This window comes from Paraburkholderia bannensis NBRC 103871, assembly GCF_000685015.1.
Lineage (GTDB): Bacteria > Pseudomonadota > Gammaproteobacteria > Burkholderiales > Burkholderiaceae > Paraburkholderia > Paraburkholderia bannensis.
On record NZ_BAYA01000003.1, the window covers coordinates 268,903 to 284,488 of the forward strand.

At 64.7% G+C, this 15,586-nt stretch carries 14 protein-coding genes; 5 read left to right on the plus strand and 9 right to left on the minus strand.

The features are described 5' to 3' along the window. Positions 1 to 109 precede the first annotated feature (109 nt). Entirely contained in the window at positions 110 to 1,387 is a 1,278-nt protein-coding gene (locus BBA01S_RS40025) for a D-amino acid dehydrogenase (protein ID WP_042295956.1), read from the plus strand. Here BBA01S_RS40025 and BBA01S_RS04505 read toward each other — a convergent pair. Continuing rightward, positions 1,384 to 2,259, minus strand: coding sequence for a dihydrodipicolinate synthase family protein (locus BBA01S_RS04505; RefSeq protein ID WP_027815386.1), 876 nt, complete (start codon positions 2,257 to 2,259; stop codon positions 1,384 to 1,386). The two genes, BBA01S_RS40025 and BBA01S_RS04505, sit on opposite strands and share 4 nt — an antisense overlap. A gap of 1 nt (position 2,260) precedes the next feature. Next, positions 2,261 to 2,593 carry a hypothetical protein gene (locus BBA01S_RS40030; RefSeq protein ID WP_042296132.1) on the minus strand — a complete coding sequence of 111 codons (333 nt, stop codon included), beginning with the start codon at positions 2,591 to 2,593 and terminating at the stop codon, positions 2,261 to 2,263. A gap of 206 nt (positions 2,594 to 2,799) precedes the next feature. Here BBA01S_RS40030 and BBA01S_RS46680 point away from each other — a divergent pair, with 206 nt between their 5' ends. From BBA01S_RS46680 to BBA01S_RS04525, 3 genes are all read left to right on the plus strand, one after another. Next, positions 2,800 to 2,955 (plus strand): hypothetical protein, encoded by a 156-nt coding sequence (locus BBA01S_RS46680; RefSeq protein ID WP_156965864.1) that lies wholly within the window; start codon positions 2,800 to 2,802, stop codon positions 2,953 to 2,955. A gap of 80 nt (positions 2,956 to 3,035) precedes the next feature. Further along, entirely contained in the window at positions 3,036 to 3,422 is a 387-nt protein-coding gene (locus BBA01S_RS04520; protein ID WP_027815387.1) for a MarR family winged helix-turn-helix transcriptional regulator, read from the plus strand. Between the two features lie 76 nt (positions 3,423 to 3,498). Further along, positions 3,499 to 4,806: a chloride channel protein gene (locus BBA01S_RS04525; RefSeq protein ID WP_027815388.1), complete on the plus strand. Its 1,308-nt coding sequence runs from the start codon at positions 3,499 to 3,501 to the stop codon at positions 4,804 to 4,806. Positions 4,807 to 4,848: 42 nt separating this feature from the next. Here BBA01S_RS04525 and BBA01S_RS04530 read toward each other — a convergent pair whose 3' ends face one another. Genes BBA01S_RS04530 through BBA01S_RS04540 form a run of 3 tightly spaced genes read right to left on the minus strand, consistent with a single transcriptional unit; the run spans position 4,849 to position 9,631 of the window. Continuing rightward, complete coding sequence (locus BBA01S_RS04530; protein WP_027815389.1) at positions 4,849 to 6,102, minus strand: cytochrome c; 1,254 nt, start codon at positions 6,100 to 6,102, stop codon at positions 4,849 to 4,851. After that, the gene (locus tag BBA01S_RS04535) at positions 6,099 to 6,782 is read right to left on the minus strand and encodes a (2Fe-2S)-binding protein (protein WP_027815390.1); all 684 of its coding nucleotides are present in this window, start codon (positions 6,780 to 6,782) and stop codon (positions 6,099 to 6,101) included. The genes BBA01S_RS04530 and BBA01S_RS04535 overlap by 4 nt, the downstream gene beginning before the upstream one ends. Further along, positions 6,779 to 9,631 carry a xanthine dehydrogenase family protein molybdopterin-binding subunit gene (locus BBA01S_RS04540; protein WP_027815391.1) on the minus strand — a complete coding sequence of 951 codons (2,853 nt, stop codon included), beginning with the start codon at positions 9,629 to 9,631 and terminating at the stop codon, positions 6,779 to 6,781. The genes BBA01S_RS04535 and BBA01S_RS04540 overlap by 4 nt, the downstream gene beginning before the upstream one ends. Before the next feature lie 461 nt (positions 9,632 to 10,092). Here BBA01S_RS04540 and BBA01S_RS04545 point away from each other — a divergent pair, with 461 nt between their 5' ends. Further along, entirely contained in the window at positions 10,093 to 11,538 is a 1,446-nt protein-coding gene (locus tag BBA01S_RS04545; protein WP_027815392.1) for an MFS transporter, read from the plus strand. A 76-nt stretch (positions 11,539 to 11,614) separates the two neighbouring features. On the opposite strand, the gene BBA01S_RS04550 is transcribed toward BBA01S_RS04545, so the two are convergent. From BBA01S_RS04550 to BBA01S_RS04565, 4 genes are all read right to left on the minus strand, one after another. Beyond that, positions 11,615 to 12,514 carry a LysR family transcriptional regulator gene (locus BBA01S_RS04550; RefSeq protein ID WP_027815393.1) on the minus strand — a complete coding sequence of 300 codons (900 nt, stop codon included), beginning with the start codon at positions 12,512 to 12,514 and terminating at the stop codon, positions 11,615 to 11,617. A gap of 326 nt (positions 12,515 to 12,840) precedes the next feature. Next, positions 12,841 to 13,224 carry a VOC family protein gene (locus BBA01S_RS04555; RefSeq protein WP_027815394.1) on the minus strand — a complete coding sequence of 128 codons (384 nt, stop codon included), beginning with the start codon at positions 13,222 to 13,224 and terminating at the stop codon, positions 12,841 to 12,843. An 11-nt stretch (positions 13,225 to 13,235) separates the two neighbouring features. Next, the gene (locus BBA01S_RS04560) at positions 13,236 to 14,195 is read right to left on the minus strand and encodes a hydroxymethylglutaryl-CoA lyase (RefSeq protein ID WP_027815395.1); all 960 of its coding nucleotides are present in this window, start codon (positions 14,193 to 14,195) and stop codon (positions 13,236 to 13,238) included. Between the two features lie 16 nt (positions 14,196 to 14,211). After that, positions 14,212 to 15,402: a CaiB/BaiF CoA transferase family protein gene (locus BBA01S_RS04565; RefSeq protein ID WP_027815396.1), complete on the minus strand. Its 1,191-nt coding sequence runs from the start codon at positions 15,400 to 15,402 to the stop codon at positions 14,212 to 14,214. Positions 15,403 to 15,586: the final 184 nt, after the last annotated feature.

Sequence of the window (15,586 nt, forward strand, 5' to 3'; positions counted from 1 at the left end):
GTCGTAAGCGCGCGGGCGAAACTCTCAGGTACATGGACAGATGGGGCATTGGCGCCGGTTGCAACCGGCCGGCGATGCCTAACGCAGTCAATGCTCTCTGGACTCTGTCATGTCACGAATTGCCGTCATCGGCGCCGGGATTACCGGCGTCACCACCGCCTATGCGCTCGCACGGCGCGGCCATCGCGTCACCGTCATCGATCGTCACCGCTACGCCGCAATGGAAACCTCGTTCGCCAACGGCGGGCAGCTTTCCGCGAGCAACGCGGAAGTCTGGAACAGCCGCGCCACGGTATTCAAGGGCCTGCGCTGGATGACGCGGCGCGATGCGCCTTTGCTCATGAACCCGCGTCCCAACTGGCACAAGTACAGCTGGATCGGCGAATTTCTGCGCCAGATTCCGAATTACCGCAGCAATACGATCGACACGGTGCGCCTTGCCATTGCCGCGCGCGAGCATCTGTTCTCGATTGCGAAACGTGAATCGATCGAATTCGATCACGAGCAGCGCGGTATTCTGCACTTCTACGCAACGCGCAAGGAATTCGACGCAGCGACCAGGGTGAATGCGCTGTTGCGCGAAGGCGGCCTCGATCGGCGTGCGGTAACGCCCGATGAAATACGGGCAATCGAGCCCACGTTGCAAGGCGATTTCCACGGCGGCTTCTTTACCGAATCCGATTCGACCGGCGACATTCACAAGTTCACGCGCGGTCTCGCGCAGGCTTGCGAACGTCTTGGCGTCGAGTTCCAGTACGACACCACGGTGCAGTCAATCGGCGATGCGCACAACGGCACGGTCTCGATCGCTACGTCGCGTGATGCACTGCCCTGCGTTTCCACATTCGATCGCGTGGTGATCTGCGCGGGCGTGGGCAGCCGCGCCCTCGCCGCGCAAGTGGGCGACCACGTCAACGTCTATCCGGTGAAGGGCTATTCGATCACCGTCTGTCTCGACGATGCGGCCAGCCAGCAAGGCGCGCCGTGGGTCAGCCTGCTCGACGACGCGGCGAAGATCGTCACGAGCCGGCTGGGCGCGGATCGTTTCCGGATTGCGGGCACGGCAGAAATCAACGGTGCGAATCGCGATATCCGCTCGGATCGTATCGAACCGCTGGTGCGCTGGGCGCGCACGCACTTCCCGTCGATTTCGACGTCCCGCGTGATTCCGTGGGCGGGACTGCGTCCGATGCTGCCCAGCATGTTGCCGAGGGTCGGGCGCGGCAGGCAGCGCAACGTCTTCTACAACACGGGGCACGGACACCTGGGCTGGACGCTGTCGGCGGCGACGGCGGAATCCGTCGCGCTGCTGGTGAGCGACGATATCGCGAACGCTCGCCAGCGTGTCGTTGCGTCGGCAACAACCGCGACGGCGACGACGCGCTAGCTGATCGACACCGAGCGCAATTCTTCCAGCACTGCGCGCGCCGCGTCCAGTCGGCGCACCAGCGATCCGGCGGCGGGCGTGACCGGCATGCGGGTCTGTGCCGACACGCCGCCGTCCAGCGCCATCATCGCCTTGATCGCGCTCGGATTGGGCGCGGCAAACAGCAGCTTGAGAATGGGTTCGAGCCGTGCGAACAGGCAGCTCGCGTCGCGCTCTTTTCCGGCCAGGAACAGCGCCTGCACTTCAGCTAGTAGATCGGCGCAAATATGGGCGCTCGCCAGGATGCCGCCCGTTGCGCCCGCTTGCAGGCAGTCGAGAAACGCATCGTCGTTGCCGCACAACAGCGCGATGGGCAACTTGCCGAACGCCGCGAAACGCTCGCGCGCACAGGCCTTGATCGCGCGGATATTGGACAGGCGCAGCAACTGTTCAACCGTCGATTCCGCGATCCCGACACCGGTGCGATGCGGCACGTCGTAAAGCACGATATCGCGCTCGGTGGCCTGCGCGACCTGCCGGAAATGCCAGAGCAGGCCCGCCTGGTCGGGGCACAGATACGCGGGCGCGCTGACCAGGTAACCGGCGAGGCCCCACACTTCCAGACGATGAATCTCGTCGACAAATCCGCCAGTGTCGATCCCGCCCACGCCCGCGATGACCGGAACGCGCCCCGCGACGGTTGCGGTGATCGCCTGCATCACCACGTTGCGCTCGCCGCTGTCGAGCAGCGCCGCTTCCGCAGTCGTCCCCAATGCGACGATCCCCGCAATTCCGCGTTCCACATGACGCTGCGTCAGCGCTTCGAGTGCGGGCACGTCGACTTCGCCGTCACGAAACGGCGTCACCAGCGGCAACCAGATTCCGGAGTACATATCAGTTTTTCTCCTCGTCGGTACGCGCGCGCAAGGCGCTGATCGTCGCCTCCGGCACCACGCCCAGCAGCGTATGCAACGTGAAGCCAAAGTCCTCCGGCGCGATGTCGATGCGAACCACGATCGAATCGCCGCGTTCCGCGGTGCGCGTGACATAGACGCCCAGCGCCGAGTGCAGCAGCGTCGCCAGGTGGGCGCGCGATTCGGCCAGCGTTTTGCCATTGAGCGCAATATCGAACCAGGCGCGCGGCGTACGGAACGGCAAGACCGTGGCGCTCGAACGTTGCGTAGCGGTACGCGTTTCGGGAACGGCGAAGGAGTGTGCGAGTTGCATGCGATCGGGCACGGGATGCGTGCGTTGTGTCGATGAAACCAGCGTATCGGGCTTCGCGTAAAGCAGGCGTAAAAATCGCAGGGACACCCGCAAAAACGTTGCCTTATACGGCACGTTTACATTCTCGCCGCTGAATAAAGCGCACCTTTGATGCGCAGATGGCTAGCATGGTTGCCTTGATTTCGGCACTCATTCGAGGAGGATTCATGTCGATCGAAAGCCGACGCCTGGCGCGCCTGCGCCTGGATGTGCTCGCGGTGCTCGGTTCGATTGCCGCCATGACGCTGATCGCGTTCGGCAACCCGGTGGTCGGTCTGGGCATCTGCATTGCGACGCTGATGCCGCTGGTTCTCAGAGACTGAAGCGCTTGTTTTCATGTGCGTGGTAACCTCCTGGCGACCGGCTGTCGCCACTGCGGCCAGTCAAGCAATCAGGAGCGCACATGAACAAGCACGATCTCGAAGCCATGTCGGCCTTCCGCTACGACCTGCGCAAATTCCTGCGCGCGTCGGAAGAGATCGCCAACGCCGCGGGCATTACGACGCTGCAATATCAACTGCTGCTGCACGTCTGCGGCTTCCCCGACCGCAAATGGGCGACCGTGGGGGAACTGGCCGAGCGTCTGCAAGCCGCACCCAACGGCACGGCTGCGCTCGTATCGCGCTGCGAAGCGGCAGGACTCGTCGCGCGCAAGCCCGATCCCTCCGACCGCCGCCAGGTGCAGGTGCATCTCACGCCCACGGGCGAGTCTTTCCTGATGGAACTCGCGGCCCAGCATAAGGCGCTCTATGGCGCGTTCCACTGGGTCTTCGGCGAGCACGCCGGGTAGCCTCTGCACGGGATTTTCGGACGCCAGAGCGATTTATGTCACAATGTGCCATAAATCGCTCTTTCTCCGCGCGCCCATGCGAATCCTGACCCTTATCGATCGCCGCTCGATTCAGCGCAGCCAGCGGCGCTGGCTGTATTTCGGCGTGTTCTGGCTGGGCGCGGTCGCGACCGGACTCGTGGCGGTGCTTTATGCGCGGCTCATTGACTTTGGCTTCGACCTGTTCCTGAAAATGTGCGCGCACGCCGCCTGGCTGCCGCTCATCGTCACGCCCGCCGTCGCGGCGCTGGGCGTCTGGGTCACACGCCGCTGGTTTCCCGGCTCGGAAGGCAGCGGCATTCCGCAGGTCATCGCCACGCTGCATGACGTTCGCACGCTCGGGCCCCGCCTGCTGACGCTGCGCATCCTCGTTGGCAAGATCGTGCTGTCGTTCCTGGCGATTCTCGGCGGCTTCACGATTGGCCGCGAGGGCCCGACGATTCATGTGGGCGCCGCGCTGATGTTCAGCCTGCGGCGCTTTTATCCGGCGCGTCTGCGCAGCATCTATGGGGTCGGTCTCGAACACAAGCTCGCGCTTGCGGGCGCGGCGGCCGGCCTGTCGGCGGCGTTCAACGCCCCGCTCGCGGGCGTCGTATTCGCCATCGAGGAGCTCACCCGCAGCTTCGAGCAGCGCACGAGCGGCGTGCTCATCACGGCGATCATCTTCGCGGGCATCGTGTCGCTCGCGCTGCAAGGCAATTACGTCTATTTCGGCACTATCGCCATCGACGGTCATTTTCCTGACCTGCTCGCGGCTGCGGTCGTGCTCGTGGGCGTGCTGACGGGAATCGCAGGAGGGATCTTCTGCTGGCTGTTGCTCAATACGCCGCGCTGGATGCCCGCTCGCCTGCTTTCGTTGCGCGAGCAACGACCGGTTGTGTTCGGCGCGGCGTGTGGACTCTTTATCGCTGTCCTCGGTGTGGCCAGTCACGGCCATCTGTTCGGCAGCGGCTACGCGGAGGCGCGCGGCATGCTCGAAGGGCATTCGCAGTTTAGCGCGGCGTATCCGCTCTTCAAGATGGCGTCGATGGTGGGATCGTATCTGCCGGGCACGCCGGGCGGCCTGTTTGCGCCTTCGCTGGCAATTGGCGCCGGAATCGGCAACGCCCTGCATATGGTGTTCGGGCAGATGCAACTGCCGATGCTGATTGCGCTCGGCATGGTGGGCTACCTGGCCGCCGTCACGCAAAGTCCGATCACGGCGTTCGTCATCGTGATTGAAATGATCAACGGGCACGCGCTGGTGCTTTCGTTGATGGCGACTGCGCTGATTGCGAGCCAGGTGTCGAAGCTGTTTGCGCCGCCGCTTTATGAAGCGCTGGCGCAGCGGTATTTGCGCCGTTAAAGCGTAGCGGCAGGACAGCGACGCTGTCCTGCCGCCGCTATTTCAACGCAGCGCCTTCACGTCGTTTGCCGTGACGTTCGCCGCCTGGCCGCCCCAGGTCGCACGCAGATAGTTCGCCAGTTGCGCAAGTTCGTCGTCGCTCAAGGTCGACGAGAACGCCGGCATCGCCTGCATGTTCTCCACGCCCGCAAACTTCTGCGTATCGATACCGTCGAGCATCGCGACCAGCAGGTTGTGCGGATCGGCCTGACGCAGCGTCGAGTTGCCGTTCATCGGCACCGCGACGTGCGGCTTGCCCTCGCCCGCCAGCCCGTGACAACCCGCGCAGACCGCCAGATACACCGAGCGACCGGCCGCCAGCGCCGCGCCGTCGGCGGACACCGCCGCCACCGGCTGCGGCGCGGGCGGCGTATCGCCGAGCAGATAGACGCTCAGCGCGCGCACGTCGTCCTTCGAGAGGTACTGCGTGCTCAGGTGCACGACCGGATACATCTCGCCGAACGCCGAGCCTTGCGGCGCGATACCTACGCTAAAGAAGGTCTGCAGATCGGCAGCCGTCCAGCCGCGTCCGGCGAGACCCGCCGGTGTGATATCCGGCGCGATCACACGCCCCAGCGCCGCGCCCGAGAGCGGCTTCGCATCGACCAGCTGGCCCGCGAAATTGCGCGGCGTATGGCATTCGGCACAGTGGCCCAGCGCGTTGGCCAGATAGCGTCCGCGCTGCCAGTCCGCCGATTGCCCCTTCGACGCGTCGGGCAACGCATCCTTGAGAAACACCATGTCCCAGAACGCCATGCCGAAGCGCAGGTTGTACGGGAACTTGAGGTCGTGCTCGTGGTTGGCCACCGGCGCCGGCTTCACCGACATCAGGTAGGCGTAGATCGCGTCCGAGTCCGCGCGCGTGAGCTGTCGGTAGGACGTGTACGGCATCGACGGATACAGGCGCTTGCCGCGCGCGTTGCCGTCGTGCAGCGCGTGCCAGAAGTCGTCTGCGCTCCAGTCGCCAATGCCATGCGCTTTGTCGGGCGTGATGTTCGAGCCGTAGAACGCGCCGTAAGGCGAGGCGATCTTCACGCCGCCCGCGAACGGCGCGCCGTCCTGCGAGGTATGGCAGGCCGCGCAGTCGGCGGCCTTCACCAGATAGCGGCCATGAGCGACCTGATCAGGCGTCGGCGTGAACGCGGCGCTGGACGCATTCGAATCCGGCGATTCGTGCTGCCCGCAGGCCGCGAGCGTCAGCGCACATGCAGCGAGCACTGCACCGCGCACGAGGCGATCAATGAGGGCGCGCTTCATGCTGCGTCCTTCACGAGACCTGGCGTGGTCATCACGACGTCCTTCACGGCCTCGTAGTAACGCACGTAGCCGGTGCAGCGGCACAGATGGCCGTCCAGTGCGCTCAGGATCGTGCTTTCGACATCGGCCTTCGCGACCGGCTCGCGCTTCAGGCGTTCGATCAGCACGGTGGCCGCGTTGACGAAACCCGGCGTGCAGTAGCCGCACTGGAAGCTGAAGTGTTCGAGAAACTTCTGCTGGATCGGCGAGAGTTCGACGACTTCGCCGGCGTCATTGCGCTTCGCATGGCCTTCGACCGTGCGGATGGTGCGGCCGTTGAAGAAATGCGCGCCGGTGATGCAGGTGCGCATTTCCTCGCTCGTGCCGTCGGTCTTGTCGAGGATCACCACGCACGCGTGGCATACGCCCTGCCCGCACCCCAGGCGCGAGCCGGTCAGGCCCGCGTACTCGTGCAGGAACTCGATCATCATGAGGCCTTCGGGCACCTGCATCGGGCCGACTGCCTTGCCGTTGATCGTGAGCGAGAGCGCCTTCGGCTTGTATTGAACCAGCGGGCGCTCGACTGGAGCGGACGTTTGCGTTTGTGTTTGCGTTTGTGTCTGCGTTTGCGGTGCAGAAGCAGCAGAGGCTGCGGCGGCGCTGGCGCTCACCGCGGAAGCAGCGGATTGGGGCAGCGTCATGCGAGCACCTCCTGAATTTTTTGCGGGGTCACCGGCAGGTCGGTGAAACGATGGCCGATGGCGTGCGCGATGCCGTTCACGACCGCGCCCACGACCGGAATCATCACCACTTCGGCAATGCCCTTGGGCGGATCGGTTTCGGACAGCGGCGGCAACACTTCGCCGCTCTGCGACCAGACGGCGACGTCCGACGCGCGCGGCAGCTGGTAGCGGTTGAAATTCCATGTGCCGTTGCCGGGGCCGTCTTCGTACAGCGGCAGATACTCGTGCAGCGCGTGGCCAATGCCCATCGCCAGGCCGCCCTGCAACTGGCCCGAGACCAGTTGCGGCGAGATCTGGTTGCCGCACTCCATGATCGAGTGATGCGTGAGCAGTTCGACCTTGCCGCTCGCCTCGTGCACGGCCAGCTCGACCAGCGTGCCGACCGCGCTGTAATAGGTCACCGCCGCATTGTTGCGGCTCATCGGCGGGATGAACACGCGCTTGCGGTCGAGCACACGGTAGCCGTTCGCGGTGACGGGCAACGTTGTGGGCGCAACGGATGCCGTGCCCGCCGCGTTACCATCGCCCTTCCCGTAGCGCAGCGAAAGCGCGTCGATCGGCATGCGTTCGAGCGTACCGGCGCCGATATCGAACTCGGCTTCCGCCCATTGCCAGCGGTTGAACACGTGCACGGCAGCGCCCGTCGCGAGACCCATTGCATGCGCCTGTTTCGCGACCTGCTCAAGCGGCAGCGGTTCGAGCCCGGCAGCGGTGAGCTTGCCGTCCACCCAGCGCGCGTCCTCGATACGCACCACGAGCGGCGCAGCCTGGCCGCCGCCGATGCCCTGCCCCCAGATCGCCATGGCAGCCGGCCAGAGGCCGAAGCGGAACACGGCGCGTGCCGCTTCGCGCGTGCTATGCGTGAAGTAGAACGCGGAGTTCGTGGCGCTCGACGGCGAGGCGATATTGGGCGTCCAGCGCGGATTGGCGCTGGCCTTGTCCTGGTCGGCCTGGCTCATCATGTAGGGGTCGCCGCTCGTCACCACCGGCAGGTCAGGCCAGTCCGTCACGGCGACGCGAATGTCCGCCGCGGGCTTGCCGAGCCACTTCGCCACCGCCACGGCCTGCGAGGTCGACATGCCCGTGCCGATTTCCGCGCCCGTATGCTGCAGCGAGATATGGCCGTTCTCGTCGATCTCGACTTTCGCCAGCGATGCTTCGGATCCCGTACCAAAGTCCTTTTGCACGCAGGCAAAGCCGACGCCATAGCGCTTGCCGGGATTGGCTGCTTCGTATTCGGTCTTGCGCTTCGCCCGTTGCGTCCACAACGGATGCGCCTTCGCGCGTTCGAGCACGTCGTCCACGCGGATCGCGCCTGCGGGAATCGCACCCTGGGTGTTTTTCATGCCCGAGCGCAGCGCGTTCTTGATGCGGAAGTCGATCGGATCGACGCCCAGTTGCGCGGCAATTTCGTCGACGGCCATTTCCGTCGCCGCCATGCTTTGCAGCGTGCCGTAGCCGCGCGCGGAACCCGCATCGATTGCCCGCGAAGCGATCGCCACCGCCGCGAAGTCGTTCTTCGGGAAGTAATAGATCGATTGCGCCGCCGTCGCGCCCACCATCGCCACCGAAGGCGAGAAGTTGCAGCGCCCGCCGCCGTTGGCCTCGAAGTCGCCCTTGAACGACTGCAGCATGCCGGTCTTGCGGTCGACGGCAATGCGGTAGTGCATCTTGAACGCGTGGCGCTTGATCGCGGTCTGGAACTGCTCGTAGCGATCGTTGGCGAAACGCACCGGCCGGCCGTCGCCATACAGCGCGGCCACGAGCCCGTAATACGGCACGTTGAAGTGATCCTTCGAGCCGTAGCCCACCGTGTAGCACGGGTGCAGGAACAGTTGCTTCACCGGGAAGCGGCACTTCGCGACCATGCCCGCAGCGGCGTCCGCCACTTCGAGCGGCGACTGCGTGGGCACCACCATATGCAGCGACTGCGTGGCGGCGTCGTACCAGACGTTAGCGTTATCGGGCTCAAGCGCGGCGGTATCGACGGACTGCGTGTTGTACTCGCGATCGAACACGAGCCAGTCCGCCGACGGATGATCGAGTTCGTCGGCGATACGCCCGGCGTGGAACATGCCCTGCTCGTCGAGCTTGCCGTGCTCGTTGCCGTCCGGCCAGACCGGCGCGTGCTTGCGCATCATGCTCGGGAAGATCGGCGCGTCCTTGAGGCTCGAATAGACGTCGTCGTCATAGGCGGTCTTGCCGCCCACGCGCACGAAGCGGAAGGTGCCCCACGGATCGCGCTCAAGCGGGCCCGTCTGCGCGCCGTAGCGGATCACGTCGTCGCGGAACTTGAGCACGTTCTTCGCAAAGCGAAAACGCGCGAAGTCGTGATAGATCAGGATGGCGACCGCCTGGCCCAGGTAGGCGGGCGTCTTGCCCGCGGGCAGCAGCATGTCGTCGCCATAGAAGGCCGGAAACGCGAGGCCGTCACGCGCGAGATCGTCGGCGGTGACGACGCGGTCGGGCTTGAGATCGTCGCCCAGCAAGCCGAGGTCGAAGCCTTCGTAAAGGCGGTCGGCCTGGGTCGTGCGCAGGATCAGCGCATGGGCCTGCTGCTGCGGCCAGTGAGGCATGTCGGCAGCGCGTACGTCACGCGCGAAGACTTTCGAGCCCGTGACTTTAGCGATACCGTCGATACGGAACTTGGGCGCGCCGGTGGCGCTATCCCATTTGACCGGTGTGAGGAGTTTTTCTTCGAACAGGGCAGCGAATGCGCGGCTGCCGAATGGCGCCACATATACCGCCACGCCCGCCAGCATGCTGGCTTTGAGAAAACCCCGCCGTGACAGGCCGTGGTTTTTCATGAGGGGACCTCCAGGTGCGTGCGCGACTCACAAGGGCGACAGAGTGTCGCGGCTTGCTAAGCGGCCCGCATTCTGGCATTGAGGCTCATACGATCCCATAGCGATCTTCACATAGACAACTTATTGGGGTCGTTATAAGCCCGTACAGCCTGGCTTACGGCGTGTAGCCGCCGTTAAGCGGCCACGCGAAACAGTGATGCGCGTCAATATATTGCACCGATTCCGGCTTGGCGCATGGATTTTCGGGACACGATCACAGGCTTTCCCGGCAAGAAAGGAGGCTTGATCCATCCTCAATTTTCGCTCACGCGGAAATCGCCGACACTGGTATCAGGCGACAGTGCCGCACGACCCGATCACGATTCGCCCCGCGATTCGTCCCCGCTTTCGTTCCGGTCATTGCGTGCGCGCGTCCACCGTCGGCCACAGCGAGCCGCGGCATACCTACACCAGGAGACACGATGAACAGCCAACCTCTGGATCTGGGCGGCCACGCGGCCCCAGGCGACCCCACCGCGGGCGCCAGCAGCGCCTCTCAAAACCGTGCCCCGCGCGGCACCACGCTCGGCGCGTTCATGGACGACATGCCGGTGGGCGCGCTGCACCGCTTCGTGGTGTGGGTCGTCGGCATCGGCCTCTTCTTCGACATGTACGAGATCTTTCTCGTCAGTTCAATCGGCTCCGCGCTGCAGAATGAATATGGACTCGACAGCCACAGCACCGATTTCAAGTTGCTGCTGGCGTCGGCGTTTATCGGCATGTTCTTCGGCTCCCTGTGCCTGGGCAGTCTCGCAGACCGCATCGGCCGACGCCGTGCCTTCCTGTTCACGCTCGTCTGGTACAGCGCGTTCTCGCTGCTGGGCGCGTTCTCGGTCAACGCGGGCATGCTCGTGCTGTGCCGCTTTCTCACCGGCATCGGCGTGGGCGCGATCTATCCAGTGGCGGACAGCTATCTCTCCGAAATCCTGCCGAAGGATCGACGCGGGCGCCTGGCCGCATGGGCCTATACGACCTCTTATGTTGCCGTGCCGATCGTGGGCTTCCTGGCCGTGTGGCTCAATCCCCTGCACTACGGCGACATTGCGGGCTGGCGCGTGATTCTCGCGCTTGGCGGGCTGGGCGCGGTGTTCGTGCTGGCCGTCAAGCACCGTCTGCCCGAAAGCCCACGCTGGCTGCTCGCGCAAGGCCGCACGCAGGAAGCGCACGCCACGCTGCGCCGCTTCGCGGACAGCGCCGGTGTCGCCATGCCCGCCGCGTTCGAGCAGGCCGGCGAGCGCAAGCATCCCTTGAGCCTGCGCGAGCGCATCGCGGTGCTCGGCAAGGCGCCTTACGACAAGCGCTATGTGATGCTGGTGATCTTCCACCTGTTTCAGGGCTTCGGCTATTACGGCTTCGGATCGCTTGCGGGCGTGGTCGTGAAAAGCCGCGGCTTCGACGTGACGGGCAGCACCTTGTTCGTCGCGCTCTCGTTCCTTGGCTATCCGATCGGGTCGCTGCTTTCGGTGCCCCTGCTCAACTGGATCGAGCGGCGCACGCTGGTGATCGCCTCGCTCGTGACGATTGCGCTCTTTGGACTGGGTTTTGCGTATTCCAGCAGTCCGACCATCATCATCTGCTTCGGCGTGCTGACGACTTGTGCATCCAACGTGTTCAGCAACGCCTACCACGTCTATCAGGCGGAAATCTTCCCCGCGAGCGTGCGTTCGACGGCAATCGGCAGCACCTATTCGCTTTCGCGCATCGTCAGCAGCGCCCTGCCGTTTATCCTGCTGCCCGTGCTCACGCAGCACGGCCCGCTAGCGATGTTCGGCGTGATTTCGGCGGCGCTGGCGATCGTGGCGGTGACCTTGCGGCTGCTCGGGCCGCTCACGACGCGCCGCAGCCAGGATGAGATCAATCCGGTTTGAGGCAGTCGCGCTGCGTGGTGCGTCAGCGTGAAAAAGGCCGGGTTCGCCCGGCCTTTTTACGTTTTCAACCGCGTTTTTAGCTACGCGCAGACATATAGTCGAACAGGCTCGCGACATCCGACTTCGGCGTGTTGCCCGCTTTTATGCCGACCCAAAGCGTGCGCGTCGACCAGCCGTCCGCCAGTTTCACTTTGGAAACGCCGATCTTGCCGCGCTCGTCGCTTACCGCATCGCGCGGCAGGATGCCGATGCCCAGCCCCGCTTCGATCATGCGGCACACGCCGTCGAAGTTCGACGCCTGGATGCGCAGCTTGAGCGAGCGCTCGGCGGCGAACGCCGCGTCGGTCATGCGCGCGAGCAGCGAACTGCCGTCGCTCAGGCCCACATAGTCCTCGTCGAGCGTATCGGCAAAGCGCATCACGTCCTGCTGCGCGAAGCGATGTCCCTGCGGCACCAGCAGCACGAGTTCGTCGCGCCGGTACAGGCGGCGCTCAATGCCCGGCGCCGGAACGTTGTCCGCGAACACGCCGATATCGGCCTTGCCCGCGCCCAGCGCTTCCACGATCTCATGGCTCAGGCGTTCCTCCAGGCTCACCTTGATGCCGGGATGCCCGTTGAGAAAGCCCGCGAGATCGACGGGCAGGAACTGCACGATCGCGGACGTATTGGCCCACATGCGCACGTGGCCGCGCACGCCGGCCGCGTAGTCGCCCATCTCGCTCGCCATGCGGTTGACCTGGTCGATCACGCGGCTGGCATGTTCGAGCAGCGCAATGCCCGCCGGCGTGAGTTCGACGCCGCGCGCACGCCGGATGAACAGCGCGCAGTCCGTCACGCTCTCCAGTTCCGCGATGCGCTTGCTCACGGCGGACAGCGTGAGCTGGCCGTGCTCGGCGGCCTTGGTCAGGCTGCCGTGTTCGGCGACGAGCAGAAATACGCGCAGCGATTGCAGATCGAAATGAAGCGGATTGACCATGATGCCCGGGATGGAGTTTGCCAACGAAGTTTGCCAGCGAGGCTGAAGCGACAGGCCATTGTGCGGCATACGGCGCGCGTATGAAAGCGGCGGCGCGGCATGCCTGCGGCGCGAGTTTCCATCAGGAAACGGTTCAGGAGGGATAGCGGGCAGGCAAGGAGGAAGAGGCGGAGGAAACGGAAGAGGCGGACGCGCACGCGGCGCGTCCGTGCATGGGCCGTAGCGTCTGGCCCATGTCTTCGACGACTTGCCGGCGCCCCCCGGCAAGCCACGATAGATCGGCACGAAAACCAGGAAAACTTTTTCTCCGATCGGAAACGCGCGTCCTAGATCAGTTCCGAAATCTCGATGAGGTTCAGGTCAGGGTCGCGCACGTAGACCGAACGGATCTTTTGCGTCGCGCCGGTGCGCTCGACCGGCCCTTCGACGATGGGCCATTCGAGCTTGTCGAGGTGTGCAATCACTGCGTCTAGCGGCACCGCGGCGATGAAGCAAAGGTCGAGCGCGCCAGGCACGGGCACATGCGCCTTCGGCTCGAATTCCGCGCCGCGCACATGCAGGTTGATTTTCTGGTTGCCGAAGCGAAACGCCAGGCGTCCCGCGCCGAAGGTCTCCAGTTGCATCTGCAACACCTCGGTGTAGAAGTGCTTTGTCGCTTCGGGATCCACGCAGGTCAGTACCAGATGGTCGAGATGATCGATCAATGCCATTGATTCACTCCTTATGAGAATGCGCGCTGCTCGGGCATGCCCTGCACGCTGGCCGGCAGCGGGTGAAGATCGGTACGGCGTCCGGCCTTGAGAAGCTGGCTCGGCACATCGTGGCCGATCAGCGCGGGCAGACGCGCGGCGGCATCGAGCACAGCGGCGAGATTCACGCCAGTATCGTAGCCGTCCAGTTCAAGCATGTGAACCAGCTCCTCGGTGCAGACGTTGCCCGTCGCGCCAGGCGCATACGGACAGCCGCCCAGGCCGCCAAGCGACGCGTCGAAGCGCACGATCCCCGCGTCGAGCGCCGCCAGCGTATTGGCGAGCGCCATGCCGCGCGTATTGTGGAAATGCAGCGTCAACTCCAGCGCGCCGAACTGGGCACGCGCGCGCTCGCACAACTCGCGCACCTGGCTGGGATAGGCCATGCCGGTCGTGTCACACAGCGTGACGCCATACACGCCGCGCTCCGCGAAACGCGCCATCCAGTCGAGCACTGTCGATGTGGACACGTCGCCCTCCATCGGGCAGCCCATCGCCGTGGACAGCGAGACGTTGATCGCCACGCCCGCGCCGCGCACTGCATCGATCACGTCGACGAGTTGTGCGAACGATTGCTCGCGCGTCATGCGCAGATTGGCGCGATTGTGGCTTTCGCTCACGGACATCACGAGATTCACTTCGTCCACGTTGCACGACAGCGCGCGCTCCGCGCCGCGCACGTTCGGCACGAGCACGGTGTAGACCACGCCAGGCGCACGCGCGATGCCGTGCATCACGGCCTCCGCGTCGCGCAGCGCGGGAATCGCTTTCGGGGAGGTAAAGGACGTCACCTCGATCTTCGCGTAGCCGCATGCGCTCAGCGCATCGATCAGCGCGATCTTCTCGTCGGTATCGATAAAGACAGCCTCGTTCTGGAAGCCGTCTCGCGTGGCGACTTCGTTCAGGTACAAGCGATGGGTCTGGGTCGTCATGGTGTGGGCCTCCTGTTCAGATCACGCCGCGCGCGCGCCAGGCGTCGCGTGTCGTTGCGTCGACGCCGATCGATTCGAGCACCGCATCCGTATGCTCGCCGAGTTGCGGAGCGCTGTGCTCGATGGTGCCAGGCGTCGCATCGAGCTTCGGCACGATGCCTGGCACCTGGATGGGTGTGCCGTCGGGCAAGCGGTCTTCGACGATCATCTCGCGTGCGTGGTAATGCGGATCGGCTGCGATATCCGCGACGTCGTAAATACGGCCCGCGGGGATGCGTGCTTCGTTGAGCGCGGCGAGCACATCGTCGAGCGTGCGATGCGCGCACCATTCGCCAATCGCCTCGTCGATACGCGCGACCTGTGCGACGCGGCCATCGTTGGCCGCAAGCGCGGGATCGGCGCCCAGATCGGGACGCTCGATGAGTTCCATCAAACGGCGGAAGATGCTGTCACCGTTACCCGCGATCAGCGCGTACTTGCCGTCGCGACAACGGTACGCATTGCTGGGCGCGATGCCGGGCAGGCTGCTGCCAGCCGGCTGGCGCACCGCGCCGAACACCGAATACTCCGGCAGCAGGCTCTCCATCATGTTGAACACGGATTCGTAGAGCGCGACGTCCACGACCTGGCCTTTGCCGCCCTGCTGCTCGCGATGACGCAGCGCAAGCAGAATGCCGATCACGCCATGCAGCGCCGAAAGCGAATCGCCGATCGAAATACCCACACGCACGGGCGTGCGCTCCGGCTCGCCGCTCAGGTGGCGCAGGCCGCCCATCGCTTCCGCCACCACGCCGAAGCCCGGCCGGTCGCGATACGGGCCAGTCTGGCCGTAGCCGGACACGCGCAGCATGATGAGGCCCGGATTGATCGCGCTAAGCACGTCCCAGCCCAGGCCCCAGCCTTCGAGCGTGCCGGGGCGAAAATTCTCGATCAGCACGTCTGTTTCCGATACGAGACGGCGGATCACGTCCTGCCCTTCGGGCGAGCGCAGATCGAGCGTGAGCGACTGCTTGTTGCGCGACTGTGCCGCCCACCAGACGGACGTGCCGTCGTGCAGCAGCCGCCATTTGCGCAGCGGATCGCCGCTGCCCGGCGGCTCGACCTTGATGACGTTCGCACCGAACTCGGCGAGCATTTTCCCGGCGAACGGGCCCGCGATCAGTTGCCCAAGTTCCAGGACGCGAATTCCCGAAAGGGGTCGTGACATGATTGTCTCCAGACTGGTTTTGACTCTGGACGTCATCATAGGCGTGATCGGTCGCCTTGATAATCGATCGTTGCTCAATCGGGGTTGAGCAAATGGAAAGGCTCAATGCGAATTTCCCGATCGGAAACTTGTGTCGCGCATTGAGCAAACCACCGTTGCGGCGTGCGCCGCACAATGCGTGCGT